The organism is Ralstonia sp. 24A2 (assembly GCF_051783885.1).
In the GTDB taxonomy this organism is placed as follows: Bacteria; Pseudomonadota; Gammaproteobacteria; order Burkholderiales; family Burkholderiaceae; genus Ralstonia.
In genome coordinates, this window is sequence record NZ_JBPVZD010000003.1 from 570,348 (window position 1) to 591,250 (window position 20,903).

The window sequence follows — 20,903 nt, forward strand, 5'->3', positions numbered from 1 at the left end:
CGCGTCTGCGCTCTTTCATCGCTGTTTCTTACTCGGTCGATGCGGCGCAGGGCGTACTACACGTGCCGCGCAATCACCATCCGCTGGACTTCGCTGGTGCCTTCGTATATCTGGGTGATGCGCGCGTCGCGGTAGTGGCGCTCGACGGCGTAGTCGGCCAGGTAGCCATAGCCGCCGTGGATCTGGATGGCGTTGGAGCAGATCTCCTCGGCCAGTTCAGACGCATAGAGCTTGGCCTGCGAGGCTTCGGATAGGCAGGGCTTGTCGGCACTGCGCAGACGCGCGGCGTGGTGAACCAACAAACGTGCTGCGTTCAGGCGCGTGGCCATGTCGGCCAGCATGTTGGCGATGGTCTGGTGCTCGCGCAGCGCCTTGCCGAACTGGATGCGCTCATTCGCGTAGTGGCGTGCGGCATCGAACGCGGCGCGCGCAATGCCCACGGCCTGCGCGGCAATGCCGATGCGCCCGCCTTCCAGGTTGGATAGTGCGATCTTCAAGCCCTCGCCGCGTTCGCCCAGCAGGTTCTCTTCCGGCACGGCGCAGTCTTCCAGCGTGATCGGGCAGGTGTCCGACGCGCGAATACCGAGCTTGTGCTCCGGCCGCCCGACATGAAAGCCCGGCGTGTCCGTCGGCACGATAAAGGCGGAGATACCGCGCTTGCCCGCTTCGGGGTCGGTCACGGCAAACACGATGGCGATGTCGGCCCGCGCGCCGTTGGTGACGAACTGCTTGTTGCCGTTGAGCACCCACTTGCCGTCGCGAAGCACGGCGCGTGTGCGCAGGTTGTTGGCTTCGGAACCGGCGTGCGGCTCGGTCAGGCAAAACGCGCCAATCGCGCGGCCGGTGGCCAGGTCCGGCAGATAGCGCGCCTTCTGTGCCTCGGTGCCAAACTTGAGGATCGGGCCGCAGCCGACCGAGTTGTGCACGCTCATCATCGTGGCGCAGGCGGCGCAGCCGGCGGCCACTTCTTCCAGCGCGAGCGCATAGGCCACGTAGTCGGTGTAGGCGCCGCCCCACTCTGGCGGCACGATCATGCCCAACAGCCCCAGATCGCCCATCTCGCGCACTACGTCATCTGGCAGTGCACCATCACGGTCCCATTGCGCCGCGTTGGGCGCGAGGCGCTCGGTGGCAAAGTCACGCGCAGCGTCGTGGATCATCCGCTGCTCTTCCGTATAGAAATCGTCCATCACTTGCTCTCTGCTTGCCGACCGCGTGACGCTGCGTGCTTGGGCGCCTTACACTGTGCAGCCCGCGGCGCGTGTACTCGATGGGGAAAAAGTGTAGGCACGCGGCGCGCGGGCTTCGATGCCCGTCACGCTCAACTTGCGTGAGCGGATTTGCCATACCGCGCTGCCGCAACGTTCGCTACGACGATGAAGAACAACGAAAAAGGGACCGTCTCAGTCAGCCTCGTCAATGAGGCCGTGACACGCGCACGCGCGCACGGTGTCGATATGCAGCCGATCATGGCGGCGGCAGGTATTACGCAGCAGATGCTCACCTCGCCGCGCAGCCGCGTGTCGTCCACGCAGTACGGCACGCTGTGGGCCGGCATTGCACAGGCCATGGACGACGAGTTCTTCGGGCAGGATGCGCACCCCATGCGCTGGGGCAGCTTCGTGGCGATGACGCAGGCGGCGCTTACCGCGCGCACCGGCCGGCAGGCGCTACAGCGCGCGACCGGCTTCCTGCGGCTCGTGCTGGATGATCTGCACGTGCAGATCGAAGAGGATGCGCAGCACGTGCGCCTGGTCTTCCTGCACCGTAAGGGTACGCGCGTGCCACCCATGTTCACCTACGCCACGTGGTTCATCATGGTCTACGGCTTGGTCTGCTGGCTGGTGGGCCGTCGCATTCCGCTCATTGCCGCCCGCTTCCGCTGCGCAGAGCCGCAAGACGTGCAGGAATATCGCCTGATGTTCTGCGATGACATGGCGTTCAAGCACGATGCGTCCTACGTCGATCTCTCGCCCGCCTTTCTTGACCTGCCGGTCATCCAGACCGCCGCGTCCATCAAGACCTTTCTGCGCGATGCGCCGGGCAGCTTCATCGTCAAGTACCGCAACCCGGATTCCTTCGCGGCACGCGTGCGCAAGACGCTGCGCAACCTGCCGGTGGCCAGTTGGCCTGCATCAGACGCGATGGCGCTCAAGCTGAACGTGGCCGAGGCCACTATGCGCCGGCGCCTCAAGCTGGAAGGCCACACGTATCAGTCGATCAAGGATGATTTGAGGCGCGACATTGCCATCGGGCAATTGCAGGACACGCGTCGGACGATTACCGACATTGCGGTGGCGGTGGGCTTTGCAGAGCCGAGCGCATTTCACCGAGCCTTCCGCAAGTGGACAGGCATGCGACCGACGGACTATCGATCGATCAGCTAGGCGTCGAGCCGCAACGCCATGTGCTCTTCGTCGTAGAAGCGATCACCGACACGCATGGCGCGGCGCTCGACGCCAAAGGTTTCGAAACCCGCGTTGCGATACAGCTGTTGCGCACGTGGGTTTTCGGCGTTAACGCAGAGTTGGATCTGCAGCACGCGAGCGGCGCGCGCATGCGCGATGGCGGCGTCCAGCAGACGACCTGCAATCCCGCCCCGCCGGTGTGCCGGGTCTACAAACACGCCCCACAGCACGGCCTTGTGCGCGACTTGCGCAAGCGGTTCGCGGCGCAGGCCCGCAATGCCGATCAGTTCAGGCCCAGCAAACGCGCCGAACACGACTTGATGATCGGTCGTGCGAATGCGGTTACGCGTTTCCTCCAGCGTGCGCCCCGACTCTTCCTCGTGCGTCGGCCAGATGGCGGTCGGTGCGTCGTGGATGGCCTTCAAACGCAGCGCCTTGAAGGCTTCAGCATCGTCAGCGATCAACGGGCGGATGGCGATATCGGTCATGGCTGCTTGGCCTCCACGTTGAAAGCCTCGCCCGTTTCAAAGAAGGCACCGCCTGCAAGATAGTGCACGGTCTTGCTGCCGGCATCGGTGAAATGCCAGCGGCCGTTGCTGAACAGCGCGGGGTCTGCCCAGGCGGCGGTCACTTCTGCGATGAAGAGGTCGTAGCGTTTCTCGTTGTGCGGCTCGGGAATGACGCGGCATTCCAGCCACGCCGCGCAGCCGGCCACCAGCGGCACGTCGATGGTGCGGGCGGGCATGGTGGCGAGGCCGAGCGCTTCGAACTTGTCGCCGTCGCGGCCAGAGAGTGTGCCGACGGTCAGTGTGGTCTCGGCGATCGCGCGAGTGGGGATGTTGAGTGCGAACACGCCGGAGGCTTCGATCAACTCGCGCGTGAGTGTGCGGCTGTCGACGACGACCAGTACCTTGGGCGGGTCAAAATCGAGTGGCATCGCCCAAGCGGCGGCCATGACGTTGCGCACGCCGTTGTGGGCGCTGCTGACCAGCGTGGTCGGGCCGTGGTTCAGGAGGCGGTAGGACTTCGCCAGCTCTACCGGAGCTAGCGTGATGGGATCGGACATGGTGGTGAGGCGCGACTTGCGGGAGGCGCCATCATAGGCCAACGTTGTTGGATGCGCTGGTGGCGGTGTTGGTCTTGTTTTTCTGGTGTTGATGCATCCCTTGTTTCAGCCCCCTGCCGGGGCAGGCTCGCCATCCAACTGGCACGGCAGGGGCATCAGGTGCTTACAATTGAAAAAATGCGTACGCCGATTCTGGAAGACGCCTTGGCCACGCCCTGTATCGGCGACGTCGATGTCGTCCTCGCAAGCAGCGGCGCCTTGATTACCGTGCAGCAACAGGAGAGAACCCGATGATCAAAGTCAGTGTCATGTACCCGTACACCGCAGGCGCGCGATTCGATCATGCCTACTACCGCGAGCGGCATATGCCCATGATGAAACAGCTGCTCGGCGCGGCATGTCTGTACTACACGGTGGACAAGGGCATCACAGGTGGTGCTCCAGGCACTGCCCCTGTGTACGTGGCCAAGTGCGATTTCGTCTGCACGTCTGTCGAAGCTTTCCTGGCGGCCCGCGGCCCGCACGCGCAGGAGATCAAGGCCGACATCGCCAATTACACGGATATACAACCCGTGCTGCAAATCAGTGAGGTGGTCGTGGAACGTTCGGAAGTCTGACCACAAAAACAAAACCCCGGCGATCACTCAACCGGGGTTCCGATTTACTCAGCGACGCGCTTGGCAATATGCTCCAGCGCCTCCTCCACCTGATCAATCAAGATCAGGCAAAGATCACCGGGCTGTAACCGCCCCAGCGCTGTATCGATCGCCAGGAACTCACCGCGGATCTCGTCGATGCGGCTGGTGCGCTCAGCGCCCTGCAACCCTTCACGCAGCAGCGCCAGCACTTCGCCGTCTTCACGGCCGCGCTGGCATTGGTCTTCGTACAGCAGGACATCGTCGAACACCCCGCCGAGGATCTGCGTCTGCTTGCGGATGTCCTCGTCACGGCGGTCACCCGCCCCGCTGATCACCACCGAGCGGCGCGTGGCCGGCATCGTTGCCACGGCGTTGCACAGCGCCTGGATGGCATCGGGGTTGTGGCCGTAGTCGGCAATGAGCGTGGCGCCCTTGTAGTCGAACAGGTTGAAGCGCCCCGGCGCCGTAGCGGCGTCGTTCACAAACGTCGCCAGCCCGCGGCGGATGATCGCCCAGTCGATGCCAAGCGCCCATGCAGCGGCAATCGACGACATTGCGTTCTCGACCTGGAAGCCGATCGTGCCGTTGCGCGTGAGCGGAATGTCGGCCAGCGCGATGCGCGTTTCGCTGGCGCCTTCGGTGGCTATGATCTCGGCCCCCTCGACAAACACCACACGCTTGCCCTGGGCACGATGCAGCGCCATGGTCGGCAAGCCAACGTCCTGCGCAAAGAACGTGATCGAGCCGGGGCAGGCATCGGCCATGCGCGCGACCATCGGGTCAGCGGCGTTGAGCACGGCCATGCCGTTGGGCGCCACGTTCTGCACGATCACGCTCTTGAGCACGGCCAGGTCTTCGACGGTGCTGATGTAGTTCAGGCCCAGGTGGTCGCCCTCGCCCACGTTGGTCACCACGGCCACATCGCAGCGGTCGAAGGCCAGGCCTTCGCGCAGCAGGCCGCCGCGCGCGGTTTCGAACACGGCGGCATCCACGTCGGGGTGCAGCAGCACGTTGCGGGCGCTGCGCGGGCCACTGCAGTCGCCCGTATCGATGCGCTGGCCTTGGATGTACACGCCGTCGGTGCCGGTCATGCCCATGCGCAGACCGCTGGAGGCCAACAGGTGGGTGATCAGGCGTACCGTGGTGGTCTTGCCGTTGGTGCCGGAGACCGCCACCACGGGGATGCGGCCGTCATCGCCATCGGCAAACATCGTCGAGACGATGGCCTCGCCCACGGCACGGCCCTTGCCGTACGACGGCTGCAAGTGCATGCGCAAGCCCGGCGCGGCGTTGACTTCAACGATGCCACCAGCCTGGTCTTCAAACGGCTTGAGCATCGTTTCGCACACAGCGTCCACGCCACAGATGTCGAGCCCGACCATCTGCGCGGCGGCCACGGCGCGTGCCGCGATGGCCGGATGGACGTCGTCGGTCACGTCGGTCGCAGCACCACCTGTAGAAAGGTTGGCGTTGTTACGCAGCACCACGCGCGTGCCCTTCGGCGGCACGGCGTCGGCATTCAGGCCCTGCTTGGCGAGCGTGGCCAGTGCAATATCGTCAAAGCGGATTTTCGTGAGCGACGTGGCATGCCCTTCACCACGGCGCGGGTCGCGGTTCACCTCATCGACCAGCTCGCGCACCGTATGCTTGCCGTCGCCGATGACCTGCGGCGGGTCGCGGCGCGCAGCGGCCACCAGATGCTTGCCCACCACGAGCAGACGGAAATCATGGCCGGGGATGTAGCGCTCGACGATCACGTCCGACGAGATGTCGGCCGCCACTTCGTAGGCGGTCATCACCTCTTCCCGCGTGCGGATGCGCACGGCCACGCCCTTGCCCTGGTTGCCGTCGCGCGGCTTGACCACGACCGGGCCGTTGATTTCCTGTGCGGCTTCCCAGGCTTCTTCGGCGCTGCGCACCGAGCGGCCCAGCGGCACCGGCACACCGGCCGCATGCAGCAGGGTCTTGGTCAGGTCCTTGTCCTGCGCGATGGACTCGGCCACTGCGCTGGTCATGTCGGTCTCAGCAGCTTGAATGCGGCGCTGCTTGCTGCCCCAGCCAAACTGCACCATCGAGCCCTGTGTCAGGCGGCGATACGGAATGCCGCGCGCCACGGCGGCGTAGACGATGGAACCGGTGCTCGGGCCCAGGCGCACGTCTTCGTCCAGGTCGCGCAGGCGGTGCAGTGCGTCGTCCAGATCGAACGGCTGGTCATCACGCGCCGCCAGACAGAGTTGGCCTGCCAGCTCGAACGCCAGTCGCCCGACTTCCTCTTCGCTGTATTCGACAACGACTTGGTAGGTGCCGGGTTCGAGCGTCGGCTCGGTGTGGCTGAAGGTAACCGGGCAGCCCGCAGCGGCCTGCAGGCCCAGCGCAGCGGCTTCCAGCGCGTGCGCCATCGACGGCGCGTCGGCTTCGTCATCCGGCCGCAGTGGGCCGATGGCCGGGAAGCGTGCCCGCAGGCGGTCTTCAAAGCCCGGCAGCTCGGTCAACAGGAGCGATTGGTCCGAGCAGGCCACGATGGCCTCGATGGCCGTGTGACGACACCAGAGATTCGGGCCGCGCAAGGCCCGGATACGAGAGACTTCCATACAGTCGGCTTTCCGTTGTGCTGTGGGCTGCTTTTGGTCAGGCCCGGTGTTCCGTGCGGCCCATCCACTGGTGTACCTGCTCGACGGTGGCATCAATCGCGCATTCGTCGCATTGCAGGACCAGCAGGTCACCAGGCGCGAGCTGCGACAGTGCCGCTTCCACGGCATCCTGGCGTTTGCCCCCGTCGACGACGACCTCGGCCACGCGGCCGCCTTGCTGCAGTCCTTGCTTGAGCAGCGCACGCGCCTGGGGCTCGAATTGGGCGTCAGCGCGCTTGACGCTTGCGTCTTCGCACAGCAGCACGCGGTCGAATGTTTGGCCGATAACCGTGCCCTGTGCCACGAGGTCTTCATTGCGGCGTTGCAGGCCAGCACCAAACACCAGCGTCCGGCGTTCTGCCGGGAAGTTGTCCAGCGCGCCGGCCAGAGCTTGCAGTGCCGACGCGTTGTGCGCGTCGTCCACCACGATCGTGGCGCCGTTGTGCTGGAACAGCGTGAAGCGGCCCGGCACATCCACCTGGCCAACGTCAAACGTAACGATGCCGGCGCGGATCAGCTCATGCGAGATGCCCAGCGCCCAGCCGGTGGCCACAGCGGCCAGCACGTTCTCGACCTGGAACGGCACCCGGCCTGCGTAGGCCAGCGGAATGGCCGACACATCGGCCAACGCCACCTCGGTCTGGCCGGTGGCGAGCACCACCTTGCCGTCGCGCACGAACACCGCCCGCTTGCCCTCGGCACGGTGCGCGGCAATGGCCGGCAGATCACCCGAGAGGGCGAAGAAGATCACCTCGCCGTCGCACAACTCGGCCATCTCGACCAAGCGTGCGTCAGCGGCATTGAGCACGCCCACGCCGGTTTTCAGCACCACGTCAATCTGCGTACGCAGGACGCTGTACATGCGGTCTTCGTCTTCGACGTAGAAATCGCCCAGGTGATCGGGCTGGCCGAAGTTGGTGACCACGCCGACCTGGCAGCGGTCATACGGCAGCCCTTGCGACAGGATCATGCCGCTGTCGTTCTCGAACACGGCGGCTTCCACCGCGCGGTTCATCAGGATGCGGTGGCAGGCGTCCCAGGCGGCGCGGTCGCCGCGTGCACCGGCTTCCACCTGGCGGCGGTCCAGGTACAGGCCATCGCTGCAACCCAGCCCCGTGTGCTTGCCGGAAAGCTGCAGCAACTGCGCCACCAGCTTGGCCACGACGGTCTTGCCGTTGGTGCCCGTGATGCCGACGATGGGAATGCGGCCGTCGTCCTGCACGCCGTTCTTGTCGGCGAACAGGTGGTCGACAATCGCGCGGCCCACCGGGCGCGGTTCCCCTTGGGCGGGGCGGATATGCATCAGCAAACCCGGCCCGGCGTTCACTTCGACGACGGCGCCGCGCTGTTCGTCCAGCGGGCGCGAGATGTCTTCAGCCACCAGATCCACGCCGGCAATGTCCAGACCAACTACCCGCGCGGCCAGCGACACATGGGCCGCCACGCTCGGGTGCACACGGTCGGTCACGTCAAAGGCGACGTTGCCGTTGCGCTGGATCAGCACGGTGCGGCCTGCAGGCGGCACGGCGGTGCCATCGGCATAACCCTGGCGCTTGAGCTCCAGGCGCGCGGCGGAATCCAGGCGCACGGGGTTCAGCGGGTGCTCTTCGGTGGGGCCACGGCGCGGGTCGGCGTTGATCTGCGATTCGATCAATTCCTCAATGGTGGAGGTGCCATCGCCGACAATCGATGCGGTCTCGCCCATGGCCGCTGCCGCCACACGGCCGCCCACCACCAGCAGGCGGTGCTCGTTGCCGGAGACGAAGCGCTCGACGATCACGCCGTTGCCTTCCTCGATGGCCACGGCGTAGGCGGTTTCCACCTCTTCGCGCGTCATCAGGTTTGTGAAGACGCCGCGGCCGTGATTGCCGTCGTACGGCTTGACCACCACGGGCACGCCAATGTCTTCAGCGGCGTCCCAGGCGTCTTCGGCGCTGTCGACCATGCGGCCTTCCGGCACCGGCACGCCGCACGACTGCAATAAGCTTTTCGTAAGGTCCTTGTCGCGCGAGATCGATTCGGCAATGGCGCTGGTGCGGTCCGTCTCGGCCGTCCAGATGCGGCGCTGGCGTGCGCCGTGGCCCAATTGCACGAGGTTGCCGTCCGACAGGCGAATGGACGGAATGCCCCGGTCGTCAGCAGCATCCACGATGCAAGCCGTGCTGGGGCCGAGGCAGTGGTCGTCCACCAGATCGCGCAGCGTTTCGACTGCCGCGTCCACGTCGAACGGGCGGTCTTCAATGGCGGCCATGACCAAGTCGCGCGCGGCAAACAGTGCTGCGCGGGTCACGTCTTCGTGCCAGGCACGCACGATCACCTTGTAGACGCCGCGGATCGGGGTCTCGCGTGCTTTGCCGAAACCGCCCGGCATGCCGGCCAGGTTCTGCAGCTCAAGTGTGACGTGTTCCAGGATGTGACCCGGCCAGGTGCCTTCCTTCAGGCGCATCAGGAAGCCGCCGCGCACGCCGGGGCTGCAGCGGTGCTCGATCAGCGTTGGCAGCCACGTCGACAGGCGCTCATAGAACCCCGGAATCGTGTTGGAAGGGAAATCTTCCAATTCACCAATGTCGACCCATGCCTCCAGCACTGGCCGATATGTCCACATATTCGGGCCGCGCAGCGACATGACATCGAGAATCTCAATGTCCTTCTTCTTCATCGAATTAGCTTGGAAAGCAGTGGGCGAAATGCCCGAGAAAATGAAGCGTTACCTTTCAATAACGTTACAACGGCTTCGGCGTTGACCGCTTGAGCCAGGAGTGCGTTGTGCACCGCACCAAATTCCTGGCTCGCTCCCCTATGTATACTTGCGAGCAAAATTTGCGGGCCGCCGGGCGCTCAACGCGCGCGATGGCCGCACCATTGCTCCGATTTATGTTCGTCCTTTACCCGTTTTGGGCTGTTTTTTGGGCCATTGGGACGCGCTTTTTGAATTCTTTGCGCCGCTCATGACCCAGTCCTCCCCAACATCCACCCCCAACCTTGCCCGCGCTCAGGACCCCTGGAGTGTCGAGCTCGGCTCAAGCCTCGCTCCAGAGGAAACCGTCCTGGCTGGGCTGCAGCTCGATTTGGACGCAAGGCTGCATTTTACCCAAGGGTGGCTGGTTGTTACGCATCGCCGCCTGATCGGGCGGGCACCCGGCGGAAAGGACTTGCAAAGCTGGGACATCGCGCCCGGCATGACGCTTTCGCATACCGACCACGCCGGCGTGGGCACACTGGAGCTGGCCGACGGTCAGCAACGCCTGGCGAGCTGGCGGTACACGCTGGGCCACAACGCCGACGCCTTGCGGCTCGCCGACGTGTTCGACGCGCGCCGCAACGCCCTGACCGCAGGCGCGGAGCCCGCCCCGGCCGACGCAGACGTCTGCCCGACCTGCAAGGCGCCGCTGCCGCCGGGTGAAGACACCTGCCCGCAATGCAGCCGCGAGCTGGAACAGCCGCCTTCCACCTGGGCGCTGCTGCGCCTGTGGCGCTTTGCCCGGCCGTATCGGTGGCAGTTGCTGGCCGGTTTCGCCCTGCTGTTGCTCGGCACCGGCGCCACCCTGGTCCCGCCGTACCTGACGATGCCCTTGATGGACAAGGTGCTGATCCCGTACCAGAACGGCACCCCGATCGACTACGGCCTGGTCACGCTTTACCTGTCCGGCCTCTTTGGCGCGGCGCTGGTGGCGTGGTCGCTGGGCTGGGCGCGCACCTACCTGCTGGCGCGCGTGTCCGAGCGCATCAGCGCCGACTTGCGCACCACGACGTACGAGCACCTGCTCAAGCTGTCGCTGGAGTATTTCGGCGGCAAGCGCACGGGCGACCTGATGGCCCGGATCGGCTCCGAAAGCGACCGGATCAGCGTGTTCCTGTCGCTGCACCTGCTCGACTTCGCCACCGACGTGCTGATGATCGCGATGACAGCAGTGATCCTGGTCTCGATCGACCCGTGGCTGGCGCTCGTCACGCTGATGCCGCTGCCGTTCATCGCGTGGATGATCCACCTGGTGCGCGACCGCCTGCGCCACGGTTTCGAGAAGATCGACCGGATCTGGTCGGAAATCACCAACGTGCTGGCCGACACGATCCCGGGCATCCGCGTAGTCAAGGCCTTCGCCCAGGAAAAGCGCGAAGTCACGCGCTTTGCCGAGGCCAACAAGCACAACCTGGCCATCAATGACCGGGTGAACGCCGTCTGGTCGCTGTTCACCCCCACCGTGACCATGCTGACGGAGGTGGGCCTGCTGGTGGTGTGGATCTTCGGGATCTGGCAGATCAGCCACGACGCCATCAGCGTGGGCGTGCTCGTAGCGTTCCTGACGTATATCAGCCGCTTCTACACGCGCCTGGACTCGATGAGCCGCATTGTGTCCGTCACGCAGAAGGCGGCGGCCGGCGCCAAGCGGATCTTCGACATCCTCGACCACGTGTCGAGCGTGCCGGAGCCGACAAAGCCCATGCACCTCGACAAGGTTGATGGCGCGATCGAACTGCGCGACCTGGGCTTCCGCTACGGCAACCGGGCGGTGATCCGCGGCCTGAACCTGTCGATCCAGCCGGGCGAGATGATTGGCCTGGTGGGGCATAGCGGCTCGGGCAAGAGCACGCTGGTGAACCTGATCTGCCGCTTCTACGATGTGTCGGAAGGCGCGATCCGCGTGGACGGCGTCGACATCCGCTCGCTGCCCGTCTCGGAATTCCGCCGCAACATCGGTCTGGTGCTGCAGGAGCCGTTCCTGTTCTTCGGCACGATTGCCGACAACATCGCCTACGGCAAGCCCGACGCCACGCGCGAGGAGATCGTTGCCGCCGCGCGCGCCGCGCATGCGCACGAGTTCATCCTGCGCCTGCCGCATGGCTATGACTCGCTGGTGGGGGAACGTGGCCAGGCACTGTCGGGCGGTGAGCGCCAGCGCATTTCGATTGCGCGCGCGCTGCTCATCAACCCGCGCATCCTGATCATGGATGAGGCCACGTCGTCCGTGGACACGACCACCGAGAAGGAAATCCAGAAGGCGCTCGACAACCTCGTGCAGGGCCGGACGACCATCGCCATCGCGCACCGCTTGTCGACGCTACGCAAGGCGGATCGCCTGGTCGTCATGGACCGCGGCCAGATCGTCGAAGTGGGCAACCACGACGAGCTGCTCGCGCGCGAAGGGGCGTACTACAAGCTCTATCAGGCACAGGCCCGCAATGTCGATGCCGACACTGACATGACGAGCGACGGTGAGCGTGTGGACGCTGCCGAGCCCGCGTACGCGCAGTAAGCGCGCAATCACGTTTCTGGAATAGCACGGCAATGCAGACGCCCGATTTCACCCTGAGCCGCAACAACCTCGGCAAGCTGGTCATAACCCTGGCCGACGGCACCTCGCATGAAGGCGTAGTGCCCGTGCGTGCGTTTCCGATTTCCGCTGCGGGCGACGGCTTCAGCCTGATGAGCACCGATGGCCGCGAGCTGGTCTGGATCACGCGGCTGGATGCACTGCCCGAACCCACGCGCACGCTGATCGCAGACGAACTGGCCACACGCGAGTTCATGCCCGAGATTCGCAAGATCATCGGCGTATCGACCTACGCAACGCCCAGCACGTGGACCGTGCAGACCGATCGCGGTCAAACCGACCTCGTACTGCGCGGCGAGGAAGACATCCGCCGCCTGACTGGCAGCACGCTGCTGATCTCGGACAGCCACGGCATCCACTACCTGATCCGCGATCACTTTGCGCTGGACAAGCCCAGCCGCAAGATCCTCGACCGTTTCCTCTGAGCTGAACGGCCGTCACCTAGTGACTGACGCGGGTGACGACGCAGGCTGCACCGTCGCCATCACCTGGCTGAGCAATGTCTCGGCCTGCTTCCAGATCGCGCGCTGGTTGTAGTCGCCCGCCGTGGTGACGACCACCATGCCGAGCGCGGGAATGATCCACAGGCGCTGGCCGCCATTGCCGATGCCGCCGACCCAGTCCTGCTGCGCGCCACCCGCCTCAACCTTGCCGAGCCACCATTGATACCCGTACTGCAGCCCAGGCTCGATGCCGGTGTCGATGCGTGGGCGCGTCGATTCCGCAATCCACTCGGCAGGTACGATCTGGCGACCCTGCCATTGGCCGTGCTGCAGCACCAGTTGCCCGATGCGGGCGAGATCGCGCGACCGCAGCCGCAAGCCGGCGTGCGCCATCGGGCGGCCGCGAAAATCGTCGACCCACTCCCAATCGGTGATACCTAGCGGTTCAAAGAGTTGCTTGCGTGCGTACTCGGGCAGCGACATGCCCACGCGCTCCACCAGCAGTTGTGCCAGCACTGCGGTGTTGCCGCCGTTGTAGTTGAACTGCGTGCCAGCCGGCGCCGCCATTGGCCGGTCGAATACGTAGTGCGCCTGCGCGCCGCGCCAGATCAGGCCGAACTCGTCGTTATCCAGGAGGCCGGTCGCGTTCCATTCGTTCCAGGCCAGACCGCTCGACATCGAGAGCATCTGCGCCAGCGTGATCACCTCGCGCCCTTGCCCATTGAGGTCGGTCAGATCCGAAAACAATGACAACGCGGGCGTGTCGAGCGACGGCGTCTTGCCTTGCACCTGCGCAATCCCCCATAGCAGGCTCGTCACCGATTTGCTGATCGACCGGACGTCGTGCACGGTCGTTGGACCGAATGTTCGCGTGGTGCGGAATAGGTCTTTGATGCGCTCGTCCTTGCCGGGCCGATAGACCTCGGCCACCAGACGGCCGTTGCGCACGACGAGCAAGCTGTGGAAGTTGATATCGCCGTCTGCGAGGTTACGTAGGACGCGGCAGAGGCGATCAGCATCGAAGCCGGCAGCGGTAGGGCTCGCGTCAATCTGCCAGCCGTCATTCAACTGGGCTGGCGCATCGCACTGTGGCGCAGCGATCGCTGCATACGTGCACACGGCTAGGCCGAGCGCGACACCCGCGCGGGCTAACCAGCCAAGACTGTAATGTCGTTGCGCCATGAAGCCCCCACATTGGATCGGTGGCAGGCAGTATCACCAACCGTTTGGCCTCAACCAAGCGGCGTGCGACGAACAGTGGATCCAGCGGTGTGAATGTCAGCGGAAGCGGTCTGACGGTTACACGCCTGTTGATGCGTAGACGTAAGCAAAGATGAACGCCCCGATCACCAGCGAGGCCACCCAGCCGGAGATGCGCATGCGGCGCGAACGCACCGCCACGCTCGAAAACAGCATGCGCTCACGGCGTGCAGCGGAGCCGAAAGCAAGCAGCAGAAAGCCGAGCAGGCCAATTGCCGCAACGGCTGTGCCGACGCTCAGGCGCGACCACGCTGCCGTCAGCTGTTCACCATCCTGATAACCGAGATAGCTGCTGCCCGCCCCGATCACGACAAGGGCGATGCAGCCGAGGACAAAACGACCGCGCGCGGGGCGGGCTTTCCAATCAACCGGCATATTGTTCTTGTTCTGAAAACACAATGGGCGAAGTATAAGTCGCATATCAATCGACCCCACCAAGTGCGACGCCAAGTCCCTGTCCGGAACCCCTGCCCGCGTTACCATGTCGGATTAATCTGATTCCAAAGTTACGTTACAGGCACCTATGGTCACACGTCGAACCCTTCTTGCCTCAGCCTCCGTTACCGCCACGCTGGCAGCGCTCGGCATCACGCCGGAAGCACTGGCCGCCAGCCGCGTCAAACTGGGCGATGCTGCGCCGTTTTCTTTCGATGCGCTGATCGAGCGCGCCCGCGCGATGGCTGGCCAGCCGTACACGCCGCCCGCCACGGCACCGGCCGACATCCTCGCCAAGATCGACTACGAAGCCCACGGCAAGATCAAGTTCGACACCGCCCACGCGCTGTTTGCGGACGGCCCCGGCCAGTTTCCGGTAACGTTCTTCCACCTGGGCACGTTCTTCCGCGCGCCGGTGCGCATGCACGTGGTCGAGAAAGGCGCCGCGCGCGAGGTCGTCTACGACGAGTCGTACTTCGACATGCCCGCCGACAGCCCCGCACGCAAGCTGCCGCGTGGCAGCGGCTTCGCTGGCTTCCGCTTCCAGGAAAGCCGCCTGGGCGATCAGAAGAAGCTCGATTGGAAAAAGAATGATTGGGTCGCCTTCCTGGGCGCGTCGTACTTCCGTGCGATTGGCGAGCTGTATCAGTACGGCCTCTCCGCACGCGGCATTGCGCTGGATGTGGCGCAGGCCGGCAAGCCGGAAGAGTTTCCCAACTTCACGCACGTGTGGTTCGACACACCGGCAGACAATCGCGCCGATTCCGTGACGATCTACACGCTGCTCGACGGCCCGAGCATCACGGGCGCCTACCGCTTCGTCATGCACCGCACGAAGGGCGTGGTGATGGACATCGACACGGCGATCTTTTTGCGTAAGGACATTGACCGCTTCGGCATCGCGCCGGCCACGTCGATGTACTGGTTCTCGGAAACCGCCAAGGGCACGGCCACCGACTGGCGCCCCGAGGTGCACGACTCCGACGGCCTGGCCCTGTGGACAGGCAACGGCGAGCGCATCTGGCGCCCGCTGAACGATCCGCCGCGCACGATGGCTTCCGCCTTTGGCGACAACAACCCGCGCGGCTTCGGCCTGCTGCAGCGCGACCGCGATTTCAACAACTATCAGGACGGCGTGCACTACGAGCGCCGCCCGAGCCTGTGGGTCGAGCCGCTGGAAGGCTGGGGCGAAGGCGCCGTGCAGCTCATCGAGATCCCGACCGACGACGAGATCCACGACAACATCGTCGCCATGTGGGTGCCGAAAGCGCCGGCGCGCGCGGGCAGCCAGTACCGCCTGCGCTATCGCCTGCACTGGCTGGCCGATGAACCGTATCCGACGCAACTGGCGCGCTGTGTGGCCACGCGCATGGGCAATGGTGGTCAGCCGGGCCAGCCGCGTCCGCACGGCGTGCGCAAGTTCATGGTGGAGTTCAAGGGCGGCCCACTGGAGAAACTGCCCTTTGGCGTGAAGCCCGAAGCGGTGCTGAGCAGCTCACGCGGCACGTTCTCGTATGTGTTTACCGAAGCCGTGCCCAATGGCGTGCCGGGCCACTGGCGTGCGCAGTTCGATCTGACGGTCGACGGCAAGGAGCCGGTGGACATGCGCTTGTTCCTGCGCGTGGATGGCAAGCCGCTGTCGGAGACGTGGCTGTATCAATACCACCCGTTCCAATCTCCGGTGGGACCGGTGGCGTCGTAAGCGCTGACGCAGGCGAATAAAAAAAGGCGGGAGAATTCCCGCCTTATTTGTATGCGACCGTCACCACGGCCAGGGCTGGTTCTGCGCCGGGCGGGCGCGAGAGCGTGAGTTTGCCGCTGTTGCCCGTCAGCACATTGGCCTTGAAACCGTCATACCGAGCGCGCACAACGGCCTCACCAACAGCCTGGCCAACGCGCTGCCACACGCTTGACGACTTGCTGCGCGCCACCACCGACACCTCGGCCGGCACTGGCTTAACTGCGGGTGTGTTGAAGTCCACCACCACCTGATTGCCGGTTGCAGCTGTACGCGCCTGCAGCCCATCGGCCCCGCCAGCAACACGCGGCCCTGCCTGTACGCTGTACCCGGTTGCAACGACAGCTCCGGTGAAACGGATCGTGCCGCCGCGCTGGCCATCGGCGGCCTGCGCTCCTGCCGCCCCAATCACCGCAATCGCCACCGTCAACGCGGCGGCCCCTCTCGTATAGCACTTGCGCATAACAACCCCCAATACCCGACCCTCGGGCGACGCTCTCTGTTCAGTCGTTTACGGACGACCAGACATGACATGTTCTTAATGACCATTTTGTAACGGTCTAATTCAACAATTATTGACAGACAAAATCGTCCCACAACCAAGTTCTTATCCTTAACCACGGGTATTCCCGATTGAATATAAGAATCGGAAATACCGCATTTTTAATGTTTTACGGTGTCGGCCAAACCGCCAGTGCCTGCATCAGCCGCTTGCCCAACGGGATACGCTTGGCCATATCGGCCTCCAGCGGCATGTCGATGTTCAAGGCGAACGCATAGACCTTCCCTTCGCGCTCGACCCAGCCGACCCACCAGCCAATTTCGGGCTGGTACCCGCCAGCGACACCCGTCTTGGCATACAACGCAGCATCGCCCTGTTTCTCGATCAGCAACATGCGGTGGACCAGATCCCACGTACGCGGCTTCACCGGCAGTTGCTTGAGCGCCAGACGGCTGGTGAAGCGCGCTTCCTCAAACGCGGAAATTTCCAGCGGACCACGCAGCCAGAACTGATCAATCTCGCTACCGATCTGGCGGTTGCCATAGTCGAAGGCATCCACATAGGCTTGCATGCGCGCGGGGCCGATACGGCGAGCGACCTCCTGGTAGATCGGCACGTTGGACACGCGGATCGCCTCCGGCAATGCCATGTCCTTCTCCCATTGCTTGTAGGGCTGCGGCTTGCCGCCATATGGAAGCACCTCGTGATCGTCACGCACGGCACCCGTATCGAGAGCGATCAGGCTGTTGGGAATCTTGAAGGTCGATGCCGGGTGGATGCGCCGCGCCGCGCGCGCCGGGTCGACCACGTAGGTGCGGTCATCGCTGATGTCCATCAGCACGAAGGTGCCGGTAACACCAGCCTCGTCGAACACGCGCTTGAGGTCATCGCGCACGACCAGCTCGGCGCGTGCTTGGGTGGCGCCCATCACGAAGGCTCCGGCCGTGATGGCCAGCGCCAAGGTCTTTGACCAGCGAGAAAACATAGGAACTCCTTGAACGTTGCAGTTGGCTACCGGCAGGCACCGGCGCTGCGCATCGTAGGGAGCGCAGCGCACCCTTTCCAGCGCGCAAGGCGTGCTGCACGTCACGCGCGTAACGCCTGTAACAAACGGCTTGGCGCACAATGACGGCAACGTTTCTCGTCTTGCCTCACAGCCTCTGCCGCTGTTTCCGTATGCAGCCACCGAACTTGCCCGCCCTCCACCTGGAACTGACCACGCCGCAAACCGTCGACGGCCGGCGCGCACCGTTCCAGAGCCTGTGGCTGCTGGTGCGGCTGGCCTATGCGCATCGCCTCTCGCCCGAACAGCCCTTCGTGCGACTGGCGGATCTGCGCGGTGCGGTGTCGGATGCCAGCACGCAGCGCATGATGATCAGCCGCGCGTTTCGCGATTGGCAGAACTGGGGGGTGCAAGCCGGCTGGGGCGAACAGCGCGACCGCGAGCCCCGCTTCCTCAACGCCGACAAACGCAGCCAGGGCCCTTTCTGGCTTACACCTGAAGACGCCGGGCGCGTCGTGTGCCTGGTTGAAGGGCGCATTGCCGACGACACGGATGTGCGCGCCTTTCTCGGCATTGCGGCAACGGAAGGCGCCACAGACAACGCTGCCGATGTCGCCGCCAGCGCGCTATCCGGCCCAGCCTGCGGCACACCCAACCCCGCGTTCTGGCACGCCTTCCTGACGGCGCGCCATGCCATGCGCGAAGGGCGCCTGCTGCATGCGCTGGGCGCCGGCACGCACACCGGCAGCGCATCCGACGCCGAGCGTGGCGGCGCACTGCTCGCCCTGCGCCACGCGGGGGATGCCGCCGACAACGACTTCCAGCGCGCCCTCGTCACCCTGGGCGAGGCGATGGCCGCACGCCGGCTGGGCGACTCCACGCGCGCCAGCGCCTTGCTCTCACAACTGCGGGCACACCGTCGCCAGCGGCACGTGCTGGGCAATGACTACCTCGCCGCCATGGAGCGTGTCGTCACCGCCTGGTGCGCGTATGACCGACGCGACCTTGACCTCGCCGCCGGCCTGCTCGCACGCATGGCTGATACCGAACCCGGCCGCAGCCTGCTGCGCTATCACCCGCAGATCCGGTTTGAGTGGAACAACCTCAGCGCACTGATTGAACGGGCGCGACTGCTCTACGCCGACGCAGCCGACGTTGTGCCGGAAGTGCGGGTGCAAACGGCGCAACGCATCGTCGCCCAGTTCGAAACCGCACTGGCCGCCGCGCTGGAAAGCCAGGCCTCCGATGCCGTGCAGCAGGTGGCCGCCAACCTCGGCATGACGTGCTGGCTGCTGCGGGATGCGCTCAGCAAGGCGACACCCGGAAACGCGACACCAACAGACGGCACCGTCGATGCCGTGCGCTGGCTGGCCATGAGCGAGTGGCAAGCGCTGCGCAACGGCGGGCCGCTGCAATCGGCGTGGAATGCCATCGCCCTGATGCGCGTTGCGCGTGCCGATGCACCACGCGCCCCACTCACCCTGGCGGATCTCCGCGCACAGGCCGGCCCGTTTGCTGAAGCCTTCGATGCACGCTACTGGCCGCAACGCTGGGCCGACGTGGCAGCACTGCGCCTGCGCGAGCACGACAGCGGCCGCCATCGCTACGGCCACGTGCAAGTCAGCGGCCTGCTGCTGGAGTTGGCATGGTTTTCTAATGCAGATGGAGAGCATGCCACCGCGCGCACCGCGATGGAGCGGCTGTCGGAAGCCACGCAAGACCTCGCCCCGCACGACCGCGCCTATTTCGTACAGGCGCTCAAGCAACTCGCGCAAGCAACCGAGGCTGCGCCCTGAATCTGTCGATCATGGATCGACGGAAATATTCGTTGCATCCCTAACGATCTGTCGCTAGACTGCCGCGCATGTTCGATCACTGCCTGTACTTCAACACCACCGCCCTCGCACGTACCGTCGAGCGTGAATGGACTGCCGCGTACGCACCATTCAGCCTGACGCCACCGCAGGGGTTCGTGTTGCGCGTGGTGCTCAAGCGGCCCGGTGTGCTCAACCGCGAATTGGCCGAGGTGCTGGGCATTGCGCGGCCGACCGGCACCCGGCTTGTCGACGGTTTGATCGCCAAAGGACTGGTGGAGCGCCAACCCTCGGCAGAAGATGGCCGCGAATGGAACCTGTTCCCCACCGATGCCGCGCGTGCAATGGAAACCGCGTTGCAAGCGGCCAGCGCCAAGGTGGCGCGGCGTCTGCGCGAGCACGTGGGCCCCAGCGCGTTTGACGACACGGTCGAGGCCATCCGTGAAGTGCGCAACGCGCTGAACACGTAGCAAACACCCAGGCGGCACCTGCCGCCTTTTTTTCCGAAATATAGTTGCATACCTACGGATGTTTATAAGGAGCCCATGCATGACCACCGTACTCGTCACCGGCATCGAACCGTTTGAATCCGACCCCACCAACCCGTCGTGGGACATCGCGCAAGCGCTCGATGGCACACAAGTCGACGGCGCGACCATCGTGGCACGGCAGTTGCCATGCGTGTTCGGCGTGGCCAATGAACAGTTGGTGGCGGCAATTGAAGAGACGTCGCCCACGCTGGTGTTCGCGCTCGGGCTGGCGAGCGGGCGTGCAGAGATCTCGGTGGAGCGCGTAGCGATCAACGTCATCGATGCGCGCATTCCCGACAACGCGGGTAACCAGCCAGTCGATACGCCGGTGGTGTCAGACGGGCCGACGGCGTATTTCTCCACGCTGCCGATCAAGGCGATCGTGCAGGCGCTGCGCGAAGCGGGTGTGCCTGCAGCGGTGTCGCAAAGCGCCGGCACCTACAACTGCAACCACCTGTTCTACGGTCTGATGCATCACATCGCCACGCGCGCGCCGCAGGTGCGCGGTGGCTTCATCCACGTGCCGACCACGCCCGAGCTGGCAGCGCAGCATGCGGGCCGGCCAAGCCTGTCGCTGGAGACGCAGGTCAAGGGGATACGCACGGCGATCCGCGTTGCGCTCGCCACCAGCGCCGATCTGAAGGTCAGTGGTGGTGCGGTGCACTAGGGCAGACGCCACGCCCGATGCTACGATCCGAGCCAACATCACTTCGCGAGGATCCCCACATGAAGAAGAGTGCATGGATGCTCGGCATCTGCCTGGCAGTCGCGGGCGCGCTTGGTTCGATCACGTTACCTGCACAGGCGCAGGTGTCCGTGCACGTGCGAGTCGGCCCACCGCCACCACCGCGCCACGAGCGGATTCCAAGAATGCCGCCAGGCTACGTATGGGCGCCGGGTTACTGGCAATGGCACGGCAACCGCTATGTCTGGCGTCCTGGCCATCAGATGCGCGGGCGTCCTGGCCAACATTGGCGGGCGCCGCATTGGGTGCACGGCCGCCACGGCTGGGAGATGCGACAAGGCGGCTGGGACCGCAACAAGAACCGCATCCACAACTGCCCCCCGGGCCGCAGGTGCTGATGCAACGACGGGCCGGCCAT

At 64.9% G+C, this 20,903-nt stretch carries 18 protein-coding genes; 9 read left to right on the plus strand and 9 right to left on the minus strand.

Annotation, left to right across the window (positions count from 1 at the left end):
- Window positions 1-56: 56 nt before the first annotated feature.
- Window positions 57-1,190: an acyl-CoA dehydrogenase gene (locus ACS13N_RS20035; protein ID WP_438933360.1), complete on the minus strand. Its 1,134-nt coding sequence runs from the start codon at window positions 1,188-1,190 to the stop codon at window positions 57-59.
- A 186-nt stretch (window positions 1,191-1,376) separates the two neighbouring features.
- Here ACS13N_RS20035 and ACS13N_RS20040 point away from each other — a divergent pair, with 186 nt between their 5' ends.
- Complete coding sequence (locus ACS13N_RS20040; RefSeq protein WP_438933361.1) at window positions 1,377-2,387, plus strand: AraC family transcriptional regulator; 1,011 nt, start codon at window positions 1,377-1,379, stop codon at window positions 2,385-2,387.
- On the opposite strand, the gene ACS13N_RS20045 is transcribed toward ACS13N_RS20040, so the two are convergent.
- Together ACS13N_RS20045 and ACS13N_RS20050 are read right to left on the minus strand one after the other, a co-directional pair.
- Window positions 2,384-2,896: a GNAT family N-acetyltransferase gene (locus tag ACS13N_RS20045; protein ID WP_438933362.1), complete on the minus strand. Its 513-nt coding sequence runs from the start codon at window positions 2,894-2,896 to the stop codon at window positions 2,384-2,386. The two genes, ACS13N_RS20040 and ACS13N_RS20045, sit on opposite strands and share 4 nt — an antisense overlap.
- Window positions 2,893-3,474, minus strand: a complete 582-nt coding sequence (locus tag ACS13N_RS20050) for a flavin reductase family protein (RefSeq protein WP_438933363.1) — start codon at window positions 3,472-3,474, stop codon at window positions 2,893-2,895. The genes ACS13N_RS20045 and ACS13N_RS20050 overlap by 4 nt, the downstream gene beginning before the upstream one ends.
- A gap of 290 nt (window positions 3,475-3,764) precedes the next feature.
- On the opposite strand from ACS13N_RS20050, the gene ACS13N_RS20055 reads away from it, so the two are divergent.
- Window positions 3,765-4,091 (plus strand): EthD family reductase, encoded by a 327-nt coding sequence (locus tag ACS13N_RS20055; RefSeq protein ID WP_438933364.1) that lies wholly within the window; start codon window positions 3,765-3,767, stop codon window positions 4,089-4,091.
- A gap of 44 nt (window positions 4,092-4,135) precedes the next feature.
- Here ACS13N_RS20055 and cphA (ACS13N_RS20060) read toward each other — a convergent pair whose 3' ends face one another.
- Both cphA (ACS13N_RS20060) and cphA (ACS13N_RS20065) read right to left on the minus strand, forming a co-directional pair.
- Window positions 4,136-6,703 (minus strand): cyanophycin synthetase, encoded by a 2,568-nt coding sequence (gene cphA / locus ACS13N_RS20060; RefSeq protein WP_438933365.1) that lies wholly within the window; start codon window positions 6,701-6,703, stop codon window positions 4,136-4,138.
- Window positions 6,704-6,740: 37 nt separating this feature from the next.
- Window positions 6,741-9,401: a cyanophycin synthetase gene (gene cphA, locus ACS13N_RS20065; RefSeq protein ID WP_438933366.1), complete on the minus strand. Its 2,661-nt coding sequence runs from the start codon at window positions 9,399-9,401 to the stop codon at window positions 6,741-6,743.
- A 289-nt stretch (window positions 9,402-9,690) separates the two neighbouring features.
- On the opposite strand from cphA (ACS13N_RS20065), the gene ACS13N_RS20070 reads away from it, so the two are divergent.
- On the plus strand, window positions 9,691-11,997 hold the full coding sequence (locus tag ACS13N_RS20070) for a cyanophycin metabolism-associated ABC transporter (RefSeq protein ID WP_438933367.1): 2,307 nt from the start codon (window positions 9,691-9,693) through the stop codon (window positions 11,995-11,997).
- 32 nt (window positions 11,998-12,029) lie between these two features.
- The gene (locus tag ACS13N_RS20075) at window positions 12,030-12,500 is read left to right on the plus strand and encodes a cyanophycin metabolism-associated DUF1854 family protein (RefSeq protein ID WP_438933368.1); all 471 of its coding nucleotides are present in this window, start codon (window positions 12,030-12,032) and stop codon (window positions 12,498-12,500) included.
- Between the two features lie 12 nt (window positions 12,501-12,512).
- Here ACS13N_RS20075 and ACS13N_RS20080 read toward each other — a convergent pair whose 3' ends face one another.
- A complete protein-coding gene (locus tag ACS13N_RS20080; RefSeq protein ID WP_438933369.1) occupies window positions 12,513-13,700 on the minus strand; it encodes a serine hydrolase domain-containing protein in 1,188 nt (395 codons plus the stop codon).
- A 117-nt stretch (window positions 13,701-13,817) separates the two neighbouring features.
- A complete protein-coding gene (locus tag ACS13N_RS20085; protein ID WP_438933370.1) occupies window positions 13,818-14,228 on the minus strand; it encodes a hypothetical protein in 411 nt (136 codons plus the stop codon).
- Between the two features lie 73 nt (window positions 14,229-14,301).
- Here ACS13N_RS20085 and ACS13N_RS20090 point away from each other — a divergent pair, with 73 nt between their 5' ends.
- Window positions 14,302-15,915: a glucan biosynthesis protein gene (locus ACS13N_RS20090; protein WP_438933371.1), complete on the plus strand. Its 1,614-nt coding sequence runs from the start codon at window positions 14,302-14,304 to the stop codon at window positions 15,913-15,915.
- A gap of 43 nt (window positions 15,916-15,958) precedes the next feature.
- On the opposite strand, the gene ACS13N_RS20095 is transcribed toward ACS13N_RS20090, so the two are convergent.
- Together ACS13N_RS20095 and blaOXA are read right to left on the minus strand one after the other, a co-directional pair.
- Window positions 15,959-16,414 (minus strand): hypothetical protein, encoded by a 456-nt coding sequence (locus ACS13N_RS20095; protein WP_438933372.1) that lies wholly within the window; start codon window positions 16,412-16,414, stop codon window positions 15,959-15,961.
- A gap of 208 nt (window positions 16,415-16,622) precedes the next feature.
- Window positions 16,623-17,438, minus strand: a complete 816-nt coding sequence (blaOXA, locus tag ACS13N_RS20100) for an OXA-60 family carbapenem-hydrolyzing class D beta-lactamase (RefSeq protein ID WP_438933373.1) — start codon at window positions 17,436-17,438, stop codon at window positions 16,623-16,625.
- Between the two features lie 206 nt (window positions 17,439-17,644).
- Here blaOXA and ACS13N_RS20105 point away from each other — a divergent pair, with 206 nt between their 5' ends.
- The 4 genes from ACS13N_RS20105 to ACS13N_RS20120 all read left to right on the plus strand — a co-directional run bounded on the left by ACS13N_RS20105 (window position 17,645) and on the right by ACS13N_RS20120 (window position 20,883).
- A complete protein-coding gene (locus tag ACS13N_RS20105; protein ID WP_438933374.1) occupies window positions 17,645-19,252 on the plus strand; it encodes a hypothetical protein in 1,608 nt (535 codons plus the stop codon).
- 68 nt (window positions 19,253-19,320) lie between these two features.
- Entirely contained in the window at window positions 19,321-19,740 is a 420-nt protein-coding gene (locus ACS13N_RS20110; protein ID WP_438933375.1) for a MarR family winged helix-turn-helix transcriptional regulator, read from the plus strand.
- A gap of 79 nt (window positions 19,741-19,819) precedes the next feature.
- Window positions 19,820-20,467, plus strand: a complete 648-nt coding sequence (gene pcp / locus ACS13N_RS20115) for a pyroglutamyl-peptidase I (protein WP_438933376.1) — start codon at window positions 19,820-19,822, stop codon at window positions 20,465-20,467.
- Between the two features lie 59 nt (window positions 20,468-20,526).
- A complete protein-coding gene (locus ACS13N_RS20120; RefSeq protein ID WP_438933377.1) occupies window positions 20,527-20,883 on the plus strand; it encodes a YXWGXW repeat-containing protein in 357 nt (118 codons plus the stop codon).
- The last annotated feature ends 20 nt before the right edge of the window (window positions 20,884-20,903 follow it).